Source organism: Sorangium aterium, from assembly GCF_028368935.1.
In the GTDB taxonomy this organism is placed as follows: domain Bacteria; phylum Myxococcota_A; class Polyangia; order Polyangiales; family Polyangiaceae; genus Sorangium; species Sorangium atrum.
This window is the reverse complement of sequence record NZ_JAQNDK010000005.1, coordinates 1,439,883-1,457,023: the sequence shown is the minus strand read 5'-3', so window position 1 is coordinate 1,457,023 and position 17,141 is coordinate 1,439,883. Positions and strand designations below refer to the sequence as shown.

General features: G+C 68.7%; 13 protein-coding genes. 8 read left to right on the top strand and 5 right to left on the bottom strand.

Features of this window, described 5'->3' with window-relative positions; all coding sequences use genetic code 11:
* Nucleotides 1-72: 72 nt before the first annotated feature.
* The gene (locus POL72_RS43790) at nt 73-3,882 is read right to left on the bottom strand and encodes a DUF3857 domain-containing protein (RefSeq protein ID WP_272102842.1); all 3,810 of its coding nucleotides are present in this window, start codon (nt 3,880-3,882) and stop codon (nt 73-75) included.
* A gap of 767 nt (nt 3,883-4,649) precedes the next feature.
* Between POL72_RS43790 and POL72_RS43785 the strand changes: the two genes are divergently transcribed.
* From POL72_RS43785 to rimI, 6 genes are all read left to right on the top strand, one after another.
* Nucleotides 4,650-5,132 (top strand): roadblock/LC7 domain-containing protein, encoded by a 483-nt coding sequence (locus POL72_RS43785; RefSeq protein ID WP_012239856.1) that lies wholly within the window; start codon nt 4,650-4,652, stop codon nt 5,130-5,132.
* Between the two features lie 11 nt (nt 5,133-5,143).
* Nucleotides 5,144-5,734, top strand: a complete 591-nt coding sequence (locus tag POL72_RS43780) for a GTP-binding protein (protein WP_012239857.1) — start codon at nt 5,144-5,146, stop codon at nt 5,732-5,734.
* Nucleotides 5,735-6,121: 387 nt separating this feature from the next.
* The gene (locus tag POL72_RS43775; protein WP_272102841.1) at nt 6,122-6,706 is read left to right on the top strand and encodes a hypothetical protein; all 585 of its coding nucleotides are present in this window, start codon (nt 6,122-6,124) and stop codon (nt 6,704-6,706) included.
* Nucleotides 6,707-6,805: 99 nt separating this feature from the next.
* Nucleotides 6,806-8,086 (top strand): alanine racemase, encoded by a 1,281-nt coding sequence (gene alr, locus POL72_RS43770; RefSeq protein WP_272102840.1) that lies wholly within the window; start codon nt 6,806-6,808, stop codon nt 8,084-8,086.
* A gap of 62 nt (nt 8,087-8,148) precedes the next feature.
* Nucleotides 8,149-9,351, top strand: coding sequence for a vWA domain-containing protein (locus POL72_RS43765; protein WP_272102839.1), 1,203 nt, complete (start codon nt 8,149-8,151; stop codon nt 9,349-9,351).
* Complete coding sequence (gene rimI, locus POL72_RS43760) at nt 9,348-9,872, top strand: ribosomal protein S18-alanine N-acetyltransferase (RefSeq protein ID WP_272102838.1); 525 nt, start codon at nt 9,348-9,350, stop codon at nt 9,870-9,872. The genes POL72_RS43765 and rimI overlap by 4 nt, the downstream gene beginning before the upstream one ends.
* Before the next feature lie 15 nt (nt 9,873-9,887).
* Here the strand turns inward: rimI and tssM are convergent, their stop codons facing one another.
* Both tssM and POL72_RS43750 read right to left on the bottom strand, forming a co-directional pair.
* The gene (gene tssM, locus POL72_RS43755; protein ID WP_272102837.1) at nt 9,888-12,803 is read right to left on the bottom strand and encodes a type VI secretion system membrane subunit TssM; all 2,916 of its coding nucleotides are present in this window, start codon (nt 12,801-12,803) and stop codon (nt 9,888-9,890) included.
* Between the two features lie 93 nt (nt 12,804-12,896).
* Nucleotides 12,897-13,589 (bottom strand): hypothetical protein, encoded by a 693-nt coding sequence (locus POL72_RS43750; RefSeq protein ID WP_272102836.1) that lies wholly within the window; start codon nt 13,587-13,589, stop codon nt 12,897-12,899.
* A gap of 403 nt (nt 13,590-13,992) precedes the next feature.
* On the opposite strand from POL72_RS43750, the gene POL72_RS43745 reads away from it, so the two are divergent.
* The gene (locus POL72_RS43745; protein ID WP_272102835.1) at nt 13,993-14,730 is read left to right on the top strand and encodes a metallophosphoesterase family protein; all 738 of its coding nucleotides are present in this window, start codon (nt 13,993-13,995) and stop codon (nt 14,728-14,730) included.
* Nucleotides 14,731-14,901: 171 nt separating this feature from the next.
* On the opposite strand, the gene POL72_RS43740 is transcribed toward POL72_RS43745, so the two are convergent.
* Together POL72_RS43740 and rpoZ are read right to left on the bottom strand one after the other, a co-directional pair.
* Nucleotides 14,902-15,780, bottom strand: coding sequence for a class I SAM-dependent methyltransferase (locus POL72_RS43740; protein ID WP_272102834.1), 879 nt, complete (start codon nt 15,778-15,780; stop codon nt 14,902-14,904).
* A gap of 117 nt (nt 15,781-15,897) precedes the next feature.
* Nucleotides 15,898-16,131, bottom strand: a complete 234-nt coding sequence (gene rpoZ / locus POL72_RS43735) for a DNA-directed RNA polymerase subunit omega (RefSeq protein WP_506377484.1) — start codon at nt 16,129-16,131, stop codon at nt 15,898-15,900.
* Nucleotides 16,132-16,357: 226 nt separating this feature from the next.
* On the opposite strand from rpoZ, the gene pyrH reads away from it, so the two are divergent.
* Complete coding sequence (gene pyrH, locus POL72_RS43730) at nt 16,358-17,119, top strand: UMP kinase (RefSeq protein ID WP_080599110.1); 762 nt, start codon at nt 16,358-16,360, stop codon at nt 17,117-17,119.
* Nucleotides 17,120-17,141 lie beyond the last annotated feature (22 nt).

The window sequence follows — 17,141 nt, the reverse complement described above, 5'->3', positions numbered from 1 at the left end:
TGGGGTTGTCAAGTGTCCCGGCAGCGTCTAGGGGCCCGTCGGCGCGCCGAGGGGCCGGGGGTCAGGCCGTCCTCACTTTCCGAACACCACCCGCTGACCGAAGACGCGGTCCGCCGTCTCGCAGAACGTTCGGAAGGCCATGTACTCGGACGGCTTGATCCGGGACTTCGTGAGGGAGATCTGACTGCGGACGACGATCTTCCCCGCGGACTGCTCGATCGAAAGCGAGAACTTGCCGAAGGGGGTGTCCACGTCCTCGGGCAGCGGCGCCCTGGTGACACGCCACCCGGCGGGGATCCGGAGGGTCCATTCATCCCGGCGCGTGGTGAGCGCGGGAATGATCACGTCGCGGGTGCGCGCCGAGAGGGATGCGAACTCGGTGGCGAGGCGCTGCGTGGGCACAGCCGGGACCGACAGGCTGTCGCCCTCCCTTCGAGCGAGCGCGACGGCTCTTCCTCGAGCCCGCAGCTTCGCTGGCTGCTCGATGTCCTCGAGATCGTTCACCTCGACCCCGGCCTTCCCAGGGGCCAGCTCGACCGCCCCGAAGTCCGTGGCGAGGTCACGAGCTGCGCGGTCGCGGCGCGTCCCCTCCGCCATGTAGCGGGTCCGCCACTCCGGCGCAGACGCGCCGGCCACCTGGATGTCGACCCCGAGCTGAGCTGACCCGTCAGCGCTGACCGCGATGTCGACCGTCCGGTGCACGACCGAGGCCTCCGGAGCAGGCTCCGGCAGGCGAACGAGCTTCGGCTTGCCCTCGTTGATCTGAAGCGCCATCGCGCCGCGATCCATGATGGGAAGCTCTGTCGAGCCCGAGTGCTCCGCCGTTCCGTCGAGGTAAAGGTCGAGCGACGGCACGTACGCGATCGCGTGGTCGAACGGCGCGAGGCTCGCGGGCTCCGGCTCGATGTCGCCTCGCATGCGGGTGCGCACGAGGACGATCGTCGCTGGGATGCCGATCTCGCGGAGCATCGTGACGATCAGCGTCGCCTTGTCCTTGCAGTCGCCCCAGCCGCGAGCGAGCGTCTGCGCGCACCTCCTCGGGCGAATCCCCTCGATGCCGAACTCGAGCGCCACGTAGCGCGTCTCGGTCGCGTACTTGTAAATCGCGCGGACCTTGCTCCGATCGTCGGCGAGGCCGCTCGTGATCTCGCGCACCCGCTTGCGCACCTCATCATCCACATCGAACTGCTCTCGCGCGAGGCCCCAGTACCAGGAGCCGACCTCGTCCCAGGTCTTGAAGGTCGAGACGTGGACGTGCGCGAGGATCTCGGACCAAGCTGGCATCGCCGGCTCGGGCGCAACCGGCGGCACAGAGGCGGCGGAGAAGCGGAAGATGCGCCGCTCGGCGTCCTCCTTGGTCTCGCGCACGAGGCCAGGCAGATTGGACGCGAAGACGTGGAACTGCCTCGTCTTCGGGGTGATCAGCACGTACTCGCTGCTGGCGATCGGCTCGTCCCCCTGGAGGAACTCGATCTCGCCGAAGTGATCGGCGATCTCGTTGCGGGGGCTGACGTCATCGACGCGGTAGCGCAGCTCGACCACATCGCCGGCGTTGAGCCGCGGGAAGCTGACGTAGAACGTGCGCGCCGATGTGTACATCGCGAGCGCCGGGTTGTTCGCCCCGGATTCCCCGCTCTCGATCGCCCCGTCGACCTTGCCGTCTGCTCGGTAGACCTTCGCGGCACGGAGGCTCACGGTCTGGCGATCGGCCTGGTACTCGAACGCGTACTGCCGGGCGCTCGCCGCAGCCTCGTCCGTCAGCGGCTGGAAGACGACCTGCCGGAACCGGCTCGCCAGGCCGTTCGGGAAGACGGTGGTGACCGTCAGGTTGCGCAGCGTGCGCTTGGGATACTGCCGGTCAGCGTTGCGCCGCATCGGGAGGAAGCGGTCGGGCGCCCAGGCGTAAGCCTCGTCAGCGCGCGGCTTCGGCGGCTCGATGTGCTCGATGTACTCGCGCACATCCTTCGCCTGAGGGCTGATCGCCAGGATCTGCTGCAGCATCTCCAGCTGCGCCTCTCGGTTTCCCTCCTCGCCGTAGAGGTCCGAGAGAGCGCGCAGCGTTCCGATGTCTTCCGGCGCCATGGCGAGCGCGCGCTGATGGGCCGCGAGGGCGCGGTCCCCCTGGCCCAGCGCGCGGTACGTACGCGCCGCGACCGTGCGGGCCCAGACGGAGTCGGGCTCGCTGCGGAGGAAGCGCTCGATCCAGCGCTCCGCCCCGGCAGGATCGCGGCGCGCCACCGCGAGCTCGACCTGCTGGTGAAGGAAGCTCGAGTCGTCGAACCGCAGCGCGGCGTAGCGCGCCTCCATCTCGGCGGCCTCCGTGTCGCGCCCGAGCGCGCGCAGCTGCGCCGCCGAGGCGCGGAGGAGCGCGACGCTGCTCGGCTGGCGCGCGAGCGCCCGCTCCAGCGTGGCGAGCGCGGTGCGCTTCAGCCCAGCCTCCCCGTAGAGGTCCACGAGCCCGAGCACGGCCGTGACATGATCGGGATCGGAGGCGAGGATGCGCTCGTAGATCGGCGCCGCCTCCCGCCAGTTCGGGCTCGTTTGCGCGAGCCGAGCCTGCGAGAGCAGGACGTCGATGTCCTCACGACCGCCCGCGAGCGCGGCCGCGCGCTCGATCCACGCGCGCTGCTGGTTCCTGTCCTCCGAGAGCTGGCCCGCGAGCAGGTAGCGACGCACGCTCGGCTCGGCCTCGGCGGAGCGCCGCGCGAGGTCGCGCGCTCTGTGCTCCCCCTCGGCGTCACCGCCGGTGAGCATGAGGTACCGCGCGAACGCCTCCAGCATGGCGGGTGAAGGCCGAGCGGCGCTCGCGGCGCGCTCGAACGCCTGCATCGGCCCCTCGATGACAGCCGCACGCGCGGCGAGCTTCGCTCCTGAGGTTGGCCCTTCGGCCTGCGCCCGCGCCCCGCCCGCGCGCCTCGCGCCATCGGCTTCCCCCTGAGGGGCCGTGACCTGGGTTCCGATGTCGGAGGTCACATCCAGATCAAGATCCGGCGCCCCCTTCTCGTTGCCGATGCGGAGCGCGAACTTGGGCGCCGACGCACCTCCGCAGACCTTGATCGTCAGGCGGTTGTAGCCGGGCCTCAGCGTCACCGGCGCGGCGAACCGATCGATGTCGAGCTCGCGGTACCCCGGATCGGCCAGGACCTTCGCGCCGTTCCAGAACAGCTTGAACGCGCCGTCTGCCCCGACCCAGATCGAGATCGGCCGAGGAGCGCGCGTCCCGGCCTTCGCGCGGACGAACGTCGTCGCGTAGCCGCAGACGCCCTCCACCGGACGAATGAAGTCGCCGAAGTCAAACCACCCGTACTGCGGCGCCTCGGGGGGCACGCGCCACCGGACCGCGCGCGCCTTGCCGTCGTACGTCCTGCCCGCGGCCATCGGCTGCTCGAGATCTTCCTCGGGCCCGAACGCCCGCTCGAAGCCCCCCTTGTTCTCGTTGTCGAACGGTCCGATCGTCGCCCAGCGGCCGATGAACCCGAGCTTCTGGATCCTCGCGACCGCTCCGTCGAGATCGCCTCGACGCCTCCGCGCGTACGCCGAGAGGAGCTCCGCATAGACCTGGGTGGGCGCGCTGGTCGCGCCAGCCTCCGCGATGGACGCGATCGCCTCCTCGACCTGCGTCGGATCCGCGCGGTCCCACGTGCGCCAGAGTTCACGTAGCGCGCCGTAGACCTCGGGGCCTCTCGCCGCGCGGACAGCCGCGTGCGCGGAGAGCACCTCGGGGTGAACCGCGCCGAGCTCCGCGCGAACATCGGCGCCGAGCGACATGGCGCACGCCAAGGCCGCCGTCCCCACGGCGAGCGCGCAGAAGGACCGCCCCCTCGCCGTCCCCTGGTTGAGCTCGATCTCACGGGGCTCGGCCCGGCTGAGCACGTCACGCATCCGAGGCGCTATCCCGTGGCCGAAGCCATCGGTCAAGCACAAGGCATGACTGCAGAGGCGCCGCACCGGCCGAGGTCAAGGGGGTGCTGCCGACGATCCGGTGGAACGTACGCCGGCAGGAGGTCGTCCCCCGAGCCGCGTTCATCAGGGCGCGCTTCATGAGCCCGCCGCGCCGCCGGCGCCGATCCCGCGAATTTTGTCTATCTTTTGCCGGGTACAGAGCCGGGGACAGAGCGACGACACGCAGCGCGCCCCACAGCAGCGCCCCTGGAGGAAGGCGCAGCGCCGTCCGACCGCATTCAACTCATGAAATAGTAGTAATTTTATATATTTACCGGGCAAACCTTCCGGGCGGCCGGGGCGGACAGGCGCCTGGAAAAGGTCCGGAACCAAGGCTCCCCTGGGGGCAGGGGGAGCGAGCTCCGTCGGGGTCCGGCAAGGCTCGGCGAGGTTCGGCCATGCGATCCTCCAACTTCCAGAAAGGGCCGCCTTGCTCCGCCGCACCAGCTTCGGATAGAAACGTCCCAAGATGTACGGGAGCACGGTCGAGGAGCAGCGGCACTGCGCGCTGCGAACCGGCCATGCAAGTCCCCACGGCAGTGAGCGTCACGCCGCGAACGTGGTACCGGTGGTAAGGCAAGCCCGCGCAGCGGGAAGCCAGTTGGATGACGATGGTCGGGGACCGCACGTGCGGCGCCCGGTGATGACAAGGGCGACAGAGCCCGCAATGCCCAGGGCCCCATCGCGAGAGCGCTGGCGGAGGAACGATGGTCAACCCTCAGATGGTGATGTACGAGGAGGAATTCAATCAGATCCAGAGCGTGGTGGATCGCCTCGTCAAGGACGCCAATGCGAAGGTCGTCTTCATCGTTGACAAGAACGGGCAACTGATCGCCGCGAGCGGAGACGTCGACAACCTCGACACCACGTCGCTCGCCTCGCTGACGGCGGGGAACATCGCCGCCACGGGCGGGATGGCGAAGCTCCTCAAGGAGAACGAGTTCGCCACTCAGTTCCACGAGGGTGAAAAGGCGAACATCCACATCCAGCTGGTCGGGAACCGCGTCATCCTCGTGGTGATCTTCGACTCAAAGTCGAGCCTCGGGTTGGTGAGGCTCCGGGTGCGAAAGGCGAGCGAGGAGCTCAACCACATCTTCGAGGCGCTGCTCAAGAAGGTGCAGGAGCCGGGCGCCGACTCGCCGTTCGCCGAGATCACCGACGAGGACATCGACAACCTCTTCAACGACTAGGAGCGCGGTCGATGAGCTTCATCAATTACATGGCGCGCGAGATCAACTGCAAGATCGTCTATTACGGCCCCGGTCTCTGCGGCAAGACGACGAACCTGCAGTACATCTATGAGCGCACCAACCCGGACGCGAAGGGGAAGATGATCTCCCTCGCTACGGAGACCGACCGGACACTCTTCTTCGACTTCCTCCCGCTCGCGCTGGGCGAGATCCGCGGCTTCAAGACGCGGTTCCACCTGTACACGGTGCCGGGGCAGGTCTTCTACGACGCGAGCCGCAAGCTCATCCTGAAAGGCGTCGACGGCGTGGTCTTCGTGGCAGACTCGCAGCTCGGCCGCATCGAGGCGAACCAGGAGTCGGTGGAGAACCTCCGCACGAACCTGGCCGAGCAGGGCTACTCGCTGGACAAGATCCCGTACGTCATCCAGTACAACAAACGGGACCTGCCAGAGATCGGCACCGTCGAAGAGCTCCGCTCGCTGCTCAACCCGACGAACGTCCCCGATTTCGAGGGGGTCGCGCGGACCGGCGTCGGGGTGTTCGACACGCTCAAGGCGGTCGCGAAGCTGGTGCTGACCGAGCTGAAGAAGGGCGGCCCCTAGGTTTCAAGGGCCGGCCCAGAAGATTCGAATCGAAGAACGGCGCCGCGAGCGAGGCCGTGGTCCCGCTCGCGCTCGGTGCAGCGATCAGGCGCGCTGGTAGATGCGGTTGCGCCGGTTGCGGTTCTTCGCCTTCAGCTTGGACCGGTAGCGCTTCGACTTGGAGCGCGTGGTCTTCCGAGGACCTTTCGACAGCATGAGGAACATGAACAGGCTCCGTTGAGGCGCCCGGCGCGGAGGCGTCGTGCCGCCGCCGCCGGTGCGAAGGGGCGGCAACGTACGGCATCACAGGGCAAAGTTCAACCGGAGAGCACCTCGGCCGGGCGACCGGCAGGTTCCCGCGGCGGATAGGACAGGCCCTGGCACCGGGGCCGAGCTTTTCTGCTATCGGTGTTCTACGACGTGCGGTTCAGGACCCTCCTCTGCCTAGCCGCCGCCTCGGTGACCGCGTGCGGCGCGAGCATCAACGCGGTCTACGAGGGGGACGTACGCTTCGAGCACTGCATGGCGCTTGACTCGCTGGCCGACGTCAAGCCGACCCTGCGGCGCGCGTGCTGGGACGAGTGGCTTCAGTTCTGTACGTTCGGCCAGACGCGCGACCGCGTGGAGTACGCCACCGTGCGGGCCAGGCAGCTCAGCCACGCGAGCGATTTCGACGAAGGCGAGTGGACTCCGCCGAGCAGCCGAGCCCCTGCCGTGCCTGAGCCGACCAGCGCGCTCGCTCCGCCGCCCAGGCTCCTGACCGCCGACGTGGCCGCGACGGCGGCAGCGGAGGAGGCTCGCGCAGACCCAGACGCGAACGACGGCGGCGCTGCGCCCTCGGCGTCGAACACCGCGGAGGTTGCACCGCCGGGAGCGAAGTGCAGCGCGTCGTGCCAGACGGACTGGAAGGAATGCCAGGACGACTGCAAATCCGCCGCCTGCGAAAAAGGATGCTCCGGCAAGTACACGCGGTGCATGCGTCGCTGCTTCTGATCGACGTGGTCTGCTCTCCGCGCAGATGCCTCACCTTGTCGCACCAAGATGGCCTGGAATCTTGACCCGCGATCGAGCGTAGAGCTATCGGCGTACACGATGTCCGCTTCGCACGCGCCCAAAGAGCTCAGCAGCACGACTCCTGATCGCAACGGCACGGCGTCGCCCCTCGAGGGGCTCGGTGCGAGCGCAGGCCCCATGCGGGTGCTGCGGCCACGGCGAGCGGCGCCTGCGGACGCCGTGCGGCCGACCCGCGCCGAGGTGAACCTCGCGCACCTGCGGCACAACCTCCGCGTCCTCGAGCGAGGCCTGATCGGCGCGGAGAAGCCGCAGATCTGGGGCGTGCTCAAGGCGGACGCGTACGGCCACGGCGCGCCCGCCGTCGCACGGACGCTCGAGCGCGCCGGCATCCCCGGCCTGTGCGTCGCGTTGCTCGAGGAGGCCATCGAGCTGCGAGACGCCGGCATCCGGCTCCCTGTCCTCGTCATGGGCGGCTACTACGGCCCGCGCCGCGACGGCTTCGAGGAGATCATCGCGCGCGATCTCGTGCCCGTCGTCTACGACGCCGGCCAGATCGAGCGCCTCGCGAGCGTGGTGCGGATCGAGCAGCGCGGTCGCGTGGGCGTCCATCTCAAGGTCGACACCGGCATGGGGCGGCTCGGGGCCGCGAGCTCGGAGATCGAGGCGGTGTTCGCGACGCTCGCCAAGCACCCGGAGGTGAAGCTCGACGGGCTCATGACCCACCTCGCCTGCGCGGACGCCGACGATCTCGGCGTGACGATCGAGCAGATGCGCCTCTTCGGGGAGATCGAGCAGCGAGCGAAGAGCTTCGGCCTCACGCCGCGGGTGCGCCACGCATCGAACAGCGCGGCGATGCTGCGCCTCCCTGCGGCGCGGCTCGACATCGTCCGCCCGGGGGTCGCGCTCTTCGGAATATCGCCGTGCGCGGGGCTCGCGCCCGACCTCAAGCCGGTCATCCGGGTGCGCAGCGAGATCGTCGCGCTGCGCACGATCGCGAAGGGCGACAGGATCGGCTACGGCCACACCTGGCAAGCTTCCCGGGAGAGCGTCGTGGCCACCGTGCCGATGGGGTACGCCGACGGCCTGAGCCGCCAGCTGTCGAACCGCGGCGCCGCCCTCGTGCGCGGTCAACGCGCGCCGATCGCGGGCGCAGTGTCGATGGATCTCACGATGCTCGACGTGACGGATGTGCCGGGAGCACGCCTGGGGGATGAGGTGGTGTTCCTCGGAGCGCAGGACGGGCCGCTCGGGCGCGGCACGATCAGCGCTGAAGAGATCGCGGGGCTCACGGGGACGATCGCCTGGGAGGTGCTGACCAGCATCTCGCGCCGCGTGCCCAGGTTCTACCGCGAGCCCTGAGCGCGCGCGGCGGCGCCCGCGCTGGCGCTGCCAGCGCGAACGGGCGTGATACGCTGCTCTCCATGAAGACGGCCGTGAAGCAGCGGGCCAGCGCCTGCGGCATGCTCTTCTGCGTCGGGGCTGTGCTCGCGCTCGGCGGCGCGGCGATGACCGCGTGCGAGGACGAGGTCGCGAAGCAGCGTCCGCGCAGCGGCATCGGTCAGGGGGCGCAGGAGCCGGAGGACGGGTTCGATCCGGACACCGAAGACCCGAGCGGACCACCGGCCGCGGATGCGGGTGGGCTCTGCGGCAACCGGATCCACCAGGTCGAGATCGCCGAAGCGCCGAACATCTACTTCGTCCTCGATGCGTCAGGCAGCATGCTCAGCCCCGCTTCCGCGAGCTCGAGCGCGACCCGATACGACCGGGTCCGTGAGGCCGCGGTCGACCTCGTGCGGAACCTGGGCCCGCTGATCAACGTCGGCGCAGCCGTGTTCCCCGTGGACGCGACCGACGAGGCGCCGTGCAGGGCAGGCGGCGAGGTGTTCGCTGTCACGCCGGGGGCTCCCTTCGCAGAGGGACAGGAGGGCACAACGACGACATCGCGGTTCCGCGCGGCGACGCGGGCCGCGCCGCTCGGCGGGACGCCTACCGCGGCGACCCTCGCGGCGCTGACGCCGAAGCTCGTCGGGCTCCCCGGAAAGACCATCGTCGTGCTCGCGACCGACGGAGGTCCGAACTGCAACAGCTCGGCGAAGTGCGACGCCGACGGGTGCATCGCCAACATCGAGCAGCAGTGCCCCGAGGAGAACTGCTGCTCGCCCTCGGGTCCCTCGGGCCCCGAAGGGTGCCTCGATCGCGACGATACGGTCGCCGCGATCGAGCTGCTCGCGGCGAGCGGGATCGATGTCTATGTCGTCGGCATCCCCGGGAGCGAGTTCTACGGCGATGTCCTCGACCAGATGGCGCTCGCCGGCGGCACGGCGCAGTTCGTCAGCCCGTTCTACTTCAAGGTGGACAACCTCGACACGCTGGGGAACGTCCTCTCGAAGATCGCCGGCATCGTCGTCTCCTGCGAGTTCGACCTGGTCGACCCGCCTCCCGAGGCGGGACAGACGAACGTCTACCTGGACGACGAGCTGGTCGCCTACGACCCGGAGAACGGCTGGCGCTGGAAGTCGCCCGCGGTGGTCGAGCTCCTCGGGGAGGCATGCACGAAGCTCAAGAGCGGGCGGGTGGGGCAAGTCCAGATCGTCTCCGGCTGTCCCACGGAGGTGGCGAGGTGAAACGCGAGGCGACGAAGCTCTCGGCCTCGCTGATCCAGCTGACGGCCGACGCTGCGGACGACGCCGCGCTCGACGAGATCGACGCGGTCGCGGCCGCGGCGTTCGACGTGCCGCAGTTCTCCGCGCGAGAAGAGCTGCGCCGCCCCTGGACGCGCTGCTGGGTCGCGCGCGAAGAGCGGCGCGCGCTCGCCTTCCTCATCGCGTGGCACGTCGCCGACGAGCTCCACGTTCTCAACGTGGCCACTTGCCCCGCCGCGCAGCGGCGCGGGCTCGCGACGGCGTTGATGAACAGGTCGCTCGAGTATGCACAGCAGCAGCAAGTGCGGCTGATCCTGCTCGAGGTGCGCCGCTCGAACCGGGCAGCGATCCGGCTCTACAGGAAGCTCGGCTTCACCGCGATGGGGGTACGCCCTCGGTACTACAGCGACAACGGCGAGGACGCGATCGAGATGGTGCTCACGCTCGATCCAGCGACCGGCGCGGTGCAGCCAGGCCGCGACGAGATCCGCATCGAGATCTGAGCTGCGCCGCGTGGCTCAGCGCGGGCCCGCGGCAGGTGCCGCCGCGGGGAAGCGAGACACCGCGGCGAGCGGCGGCAGCCGCGCCGCCACCACCTGCATCGGGGTGAGCAGCAGCGGCCGGAGCAGCGTCTTGGCCCGCTCGTCGAAGGGCTGGAGGAGCGCGTCGGCCTGTCGCGTCGCCTCGACCAACCGATCGGCCATGAGGCGCGCATCGACGTTGGGGTTCAGATCCTCGAGGCGCTGGATCTCGTCGCGAAGAGCGCTGAGCAACGAGATGTACCTCGCCAGGGGCGTGTCCGTGATCGGCGCCGAGCCGCTCGGGGCGGCCGGCACGCCGAACTCGACGGTCCGCTTGAACTCGTCCGGCACCGAGCTCGGCCGGTTTCTTATGAGCTTCACGTTGACGGGGACCTTCAGCCTCGTCTTCTGCTCGATCTTCCGCTCGAGGTACTCCTTCCCCCGCTTGGCCAGGGCCGAGTCCTCGATCGCGCCGCGATCCCGCTTCCACTGCGTGTTGTCCTCGAGCGCTCGGATGATGCGGAGGTACGGGTAATCCGCCTGGGTGAGCGCCTGGTACGTCTCCTTCGCCTCCTTCAGGTTGGCCGGGACCCGCACGGTGAGGTCCGCCATCCAGTCGGTCCACTGCGCGATGTAGCTGGCGTCGTAGTCGGCCGCGAGGCCGTCCAGGTTCTTGCTGATCGAGGCCTCCTCGCCGGGCGCGAGGTCCACGACCCACCGCTCAGCCATCAAGCTATCGGCGCCGCTCTCGAGCCTCTCGAGCACCGCGAAGTGCCCCCTCTCGGTGTACGGACCGTCCACCTCCTTCCAGCGCTTCTCCTTCGCGTACAGCTTGCTGCCGATGACCTTCAGCACGGCGGGGCGATCGGCGAACATGTCGCCGAGCGTGTGCGGAGGGTACTTGCGGTTGGCGCGGCTGTTGTCACCCGTCTCGTCGTACTTCTCCTCGATGATCGCGTTGACGAAGAAGTCGTAGTACCGCTTCCGCGGCGGCACGGCCTGGAGCGTCGCGCGCACGCTCGCGACCAGATCCTCCTTGCGCGCGATCGGCGTGACCCGCTTCTCCTTGATGAGCGTCAGGTAGTACTCGACGTGCCGATCGAGCTGCTTCTTCAGCTCGGTCTCGGTGAGGTTCGAGGTCGCCCGCAGCACCTCGGCCCAGAGCGAGGTGAACCTGTCCTTCGCCCACGCGACGTCGAGGTGCTCGACGTCGCTCAGCATCAGGTACAGCTTGAGGTCGTTCCGCTCGCGGAGGTAGTGGTCGCCCTTCGCGAGCTTGAGGCGATCCTCGAGCCGCTGCTTGCACGGGATCACGAAGCCGTTCTGGAGGCTCGCGACGTAGACGTGCACGAGCGGCGGGTACACCGTCTCGCCCTGGAACATCGTCCACCCCTTCCCGTCCGGCGGCCCCTCCTCGCGCGCCTTGTCGATCTCCTTCAGCCGGTCCAGCGCAGGCCCCAGCGCGGCGAGCTTCTCCGAGAGGGGTCGCGTGTCCTCCCATCGGAGCGCGCTGACGGTCCGCGCGTCCGCCTCCACGTCGCGCAGGAACGCGCGGTTGTTGACGAACGACACCACGCTGGGGATCGCGAGGATGACCCCGAGCGCCGCGGCCGCCGCGCTGATCGCGCCGCGGACGAGCCGCTGGCGCCGGATCTCGCTCGCGCTCCTCGCGGCGATGTCCCCGTCCGGGAAGACGACGTTCATGAAGACGTCGTGGAGGAAGTAGCTCTTCGACTCCACGTTCTGCTGTGCCGCGGCCTCGTGCGTGCGGATCCCCATCGCCTGGCCCATGCGCTGAAGGACCCGGTCGAGCGGCCTGCCCTCCTGCGTGCCGCTCGTGAAGTAGAAGCCGCGAAAGATGGGCGTCCCCTGGAACGCGTTGACCATGAAGACGGTCGAGACCAGATCGGAGAGGTTCCGCCGGATACCCGAGAACTCGAGCGGGAACTGGTAGACGCGCTCGCGCACCTCGCGGCTGCGCTCCATCACGAGCCGCTTCAGCGAGCGGCCGTGGATCTGCCTCGCCAGGGCGTCGAACTCGGCGTCGAAGAGCCTCCCTGGGTGGGCCTTGTCCGCGCTCAGCTTGAGCGTCGCTCCCCACGCCTGCGCGCGGTCGCTCTTGCGCATGTCGCCGAAGAACTCCGAGAAGCCCGCGATGAGGTCGCACTTCGTGAACAGGAGGTAGACGGGCAGCACCATGTGGAGCTGCGTCATCACCTCGTCGATGCGCGCCCGGAGCTTCTTCCCCATCAGCTCGATGTGCTGCTCGCTCGCGTCGATGAGATCCGCCACGCTCACGGCGACCAGGATGCCGTTGAGCGGGCGGCGAGCGCGGTGCTTGAGGAGCATCTGTAGGAACGCGATCCACTCCTCGTGATCGTCCTGCTCCGTCGTGTAGCGCCCCGCGGTGTCGAGGAGGATCGCCTCGTTGGTGAACCACCAGTCGCAGTTGCGCGTGCCGCCGACGCCGCGCACGCCGCCGCCGTTGCTCGGGTGCGCGTACGGGAAGACGAGGCCGGAGTGCTTCAACGCCGTCGTCTTCCCGGCCCCGGGCGGGCCGATGATGACGTACCAGGGCAGCGAGTAGAGCGCGGCGTTGCCGTGCTCCTTCCCCTTGCCGAGCTTCGAGCTCTTCAGGGCGCTGATGCCGCCCTGGACCTGCCGCTGGAGCTCCTGGATCTCGGCGCGGCGCTCGGGCCGCGCGTTGAGCGCCTGCTGCGCTCCTTGCTGGACGATGGCCCGCTCAAGCGCAGAGGCGGCGCGGCGCGCGTTGATCCGGCGGTACACGAAGAGCGCGATCGCGGAGAGCGCGATGACGATGCTCGTCGCGATCGGGATCGCGGTGGGCAGGCCGAACGTGAAGCACGCCGCCCACGAGATGAGGAACAACAGCCCGAAGAGGACCCACAACACGCCAGCGACGATACCACCGGTCGCCGCTCCCGGAGCACGTCCGCGCGGCGCCGCCCAGCGAGCGTGAGCTGCCGGCGCGCGGCGATCCCGGCGTCAGTCGCCGCCGCGCTCGTAGTCGCCCGGGTCGAGCGCGGCGTCGGTGTCCTCGCCGGCCGCGAGCCGACGCGAACGGATCGCGTCCACGGCGATGTCGATCACCTCGAGCCGCGTCGAGGGGGCGTAGTACTCGTTTTCCGAGACCGACGGCAGCTCCGCGAGCCTGGCCGCGACCGCCTCGCGATCGTCTTCCTGCAGCTCCAGCGCCGCCGGATCGCCGCTCAGGGAGTCCTCTGCGAGGTCCAGCGCGGCGTCGGCCCGGTGTCCGCGCGTGAGCGCCTCGCGCACGAAGAGGACGGGGCTGAAAGCGAGGTAGACCGACCCGAACTGCACCTGCCAGTAGGTCGGATCTTCGCCATCCAGGCGCCACCACGACGCGTGCCGGCGCCGGATCACCTCGCCGAAGTAAGCGCCTGCCATGTGCGCGACCATCGGCAAGGCCTCGACCCGCTCCGACGTCGCGCCGCGCGCCTGCTCGAGGTAGTGGTCGAGCAGAGGCAAGGTCTCCGGCCGATAGTCAAGCCGTACGCCGAGGGCGCGCTCCACAAACCGCACGCACCCCTCGGCGAGATCCTCCACGGTGGACGGCGGCGGCGCGACAGGTTCGACAGCTGCAGCGGACAGCGCAGACTCGGCCGGCCGCTCCGCAGAAATCGGAGAGGTCCCTGCACCGTTCTGTTTGGTATTCATGGGCTCCACGCTATTCTTCTCCGGTGCGGGTGGCCGCTCGTCAACTTGGTCGTGCTGGGAGCGCCTCGGCAAGCTCCGCAAGGACCGTGTCCGGCCCTCGACCGTCCTCTGCAGATCTCCGGGCGCAGCATGAGCACGGGCCGTCGGAGCCAACAAATCTGACGAAACCGACAGCACCGATGAATCTGGCGGAGCCGACGGAACCGCCGGAGGCAACGGAACCGCCGGAACCAGCAGGACCGACGAACCAGCCGACACAACGAGAACGAGAACGAGAACGAGAACGCCAACGAGAACGAGCTAACAAAGCTCGGCGCCGGTCCAACCGGCCCGTCCGCGGATTCGGGTTTGAATTCCTAACGGAAGTCGAGGCCTTCGTGCTAAGCTCCGCCCTCGCGTCGAAATGAGACTCGGGATTTTCAGCGATACGCACGCCAACTACGAGGCGCTCAGCGCTGTGCTCGAGTCCTACCGCCACGAACGTATCGACGTTTACTACTGCCTCGGGGATACGGTCGGCTACGGCGGCTCGCCGAACGAGTGCGCCGATCTCGTCCGCAAGGTGGCCAAGAAGACGATCCTCGGCAACCACGACGCGGCCGTCGCTGGTCGGATGGACTACTCGTATTACTACGAGGCCGCCCGGCAGGCGCTCGACACCCACGCTGCGATGCTGTCCGCCGAGAACGCGGCCTGGCTCCGGAGCCTGACGTACCAGGAGAAGTTGACGGACATCAACGTCGACCTCTGCCATGGCTCACCCGTCCGGCTCGAAGAGTTCGAGTACATCTTCGCCCCGGAGCAGGCGCGCGAATGCCTCCCGATGTGGAACGAGCTCGGTCACATCACGCTGATCGGTCACTCCCACCTCTGCAAGGTGTTCGCGCTCACACCGAACAGCGTCGAGGAGCTCCCCGCGGTGGACTTCCAGCTCGAGCAGGGTCGCAAGTACATCGTGAGCGTCGGCTCGGTGGGACAGCCGCGGGACTACGACAACCGCGCGAGCTACACGGTCTACGACAGCGACACGAAGCGCTTCGAGTTCAAGCGCGTCGAGTACGACATCGAGACGGCGGCGGAGAAGGTGCTGCGCGCCAAGCTCGAGCGCAACTTCGCTCATCGCCTCTACATCGGGGTCTGAGACTCCAGGCAACGGCCGCATCTGGCGCGACCTCGGTGCCGCAGGACCAGGGGCACACGCGCGCTGGTGCGCGGATACGTCGCGCATGGCCCGATATCGACCTGGCGCCGCCACAGGGCGGCCCGAGGCGCAGCAGGATCCGGGCGTTCGAAAGCCGGTGCCGCGCGCCCTTCAGCGGCCCCCTTCATTTCCAGGGCGGCGGGCCCGACCAGAACGGCGTGGCCGGCAATGATAGAGCAGCATGCTCGTCTGGTTGTCGGGCGGCTCCGCAGAAAAATCGCTGCGAAGCGCCGTGATCTCGAAGCCGTTGTAGTGGAGCAGGGCTTCGAGCTCCTGCGGGTAGAACTGACGATGGGCGAGCGGCGTCATCCAGCGCTCGCCGCCGTCGACGGGCGAGAACTCCATGGAAACGAACAGGATCTGCCGGACCTTGTCGTAGTCGAACCGCTCCGTGTACCGGACGAACTCGCCAGGGCCATCCTTCGCGGGGTACCGGAACCGCGGCGTGGCATAGGCGCGATCCGGATCTCGCGCGAGCTCCGCCGGCTCGGGCATGGAAACGTCGAAGACGAGCTCGCCCTTCGGCGTCAGATGCTCGCGCGCTCGCGCGAGGAATCGCTCCACGTCCACGCGCGTGTACAGGTGCAAGAAGGCGTTGAACGGGCAGATCACGAGCGGAAAGCGGCGCCCTAGCCGTAGCGCCCGCATGTCGCCCCGCCGGAGGCTCACGCGAGAGGAGACATCGCGCGGCTCGCGTCCAAGCTGCGCGCGCAGATCGCCGAGCATCGGCGCCGACAGGTCCACGCCGGTGATCTGGACCCCCGCCCTCGCGACAGGCAGCGTGATCCGTCCGTTGCCGCAGCCGTACTCGAGCACTGGCCCCGCCGACGCGATGGCGAGGTCGACGTAGTAGCGGACGTCATCCTTCCGGCGCGCGTACGTCTTCGCGTAGTACGCCGGATCCTCGTAGTGGGCCGACGTCCCAGCCTCGAGCTCCGGATCGCGACGCTGGCCGGAGCCCGAAACATGCGCCGGCCGCTTCGTGGCCATCCCGCTCATGCGAGGCAACAGATCAAGCGGAGCGCTGGCACGGTGACGGGAGCGAGCTGCAGAACGGAGCCCCGACGGAGGCGCGCATCACCGGACGCGCGCCCTTCCGATGCGGCATCAGCGCTGGCCGCCAGCGTTCATCTGCTGGAGCCACTCGGAGACGACCTCGTGGGAACTCCGGTGGAAGTGCACCTTGCCCGCCGCGATCTCTCGGAGGCTGGTCACGGCAGGCTTGTTCTTCGTCTTCACGAGAGCGTCCGAGCCCTTCATGAGCTGCCGCGTCCGGTTGGCCGCGAGCACGACGAGAGCAAAACGGTTTTCCTCGCGCTCGAGGCAGTCTTCCACAGTCACACGCGCCATAGGGGGGCCGAGAGTAGCTCCCCACCCCGGCAAGCGCAAGGTACATGCCGCACCGGCGGTCCTGCCTGCTCTGCTTCCTCTACTTCCCTCGGCTTCCTCGCTTCCTCTGGTTCTGCTTTCGCTCTTCCTCCGTTGCGGCGCGCGCTGCCGCTTGGCCCGGGCGATGATTCACGTTGTTCGTTGCCCTCCACGCAGGTCCCGGCTACGAGGTCGCACCGTGGCCGCTGACCAGGACTCTCTCCTTCCCCCTCCCCCTCGTCCGGCCCCCGGGCTGAAGTACCGCCGCATCGTGCTCAAGCTGAGCGGCGAAGCGCTCTGCGGCGAGGAAGGGGGGTTCGGCATACGTCCCGAGACGCTCCACCACGTGGCCGGCGAGGTCGCCGAGCTCCAGCGGATGGGGGTGCAGATCGGGGTCGTCGTGGGCGGCGGCAACATCTTCCGCGGGCTGAAGGGCGCGAGCGCGGGGATGGACCGCTCCCAGAGCGACTACATGGGCATGCTCGCCACCGTCATCAACGCGCTCGCCCTGCAGGACGCGCTCGAGAAGACGGGCGTGCCGACGCGCGTGATGACCGCGATCGAGATCCGGCAGGTCGCCGAGCCGTACATCCGCCGCAGGGCGATGCGGCACCTGGAGAAGGGCAGCATCGTCATCTTCGCCGCGGGCACGGGCAACCCGTTCTTCTCGACCGATACGGCGGCGGCGCTGCGGGCCATGGAGATCCAGGCGCAGGCGCTGTTCAAGGCGACCAAGGTCGAAGGCATCTACGACCGCGATCCCGTGCGCCACGAAGGCGCGCAGATGTTCGCGCACCTGAGCTACGACCGCTTCCTCGCCGACAGGATCGGGGTCATGGATTCGACGGCGGTCACGCTCTGCCGCGAGAACAAGATGCCCATCCGGGTGTTCAAGCTCATGACCCGCGGCAACATCCTCCGCGTCTGCAGGGGCGAAGAGATCGGCACGATCGTCGACTGAGCGCGCGTTCGAGCGCTCCGCG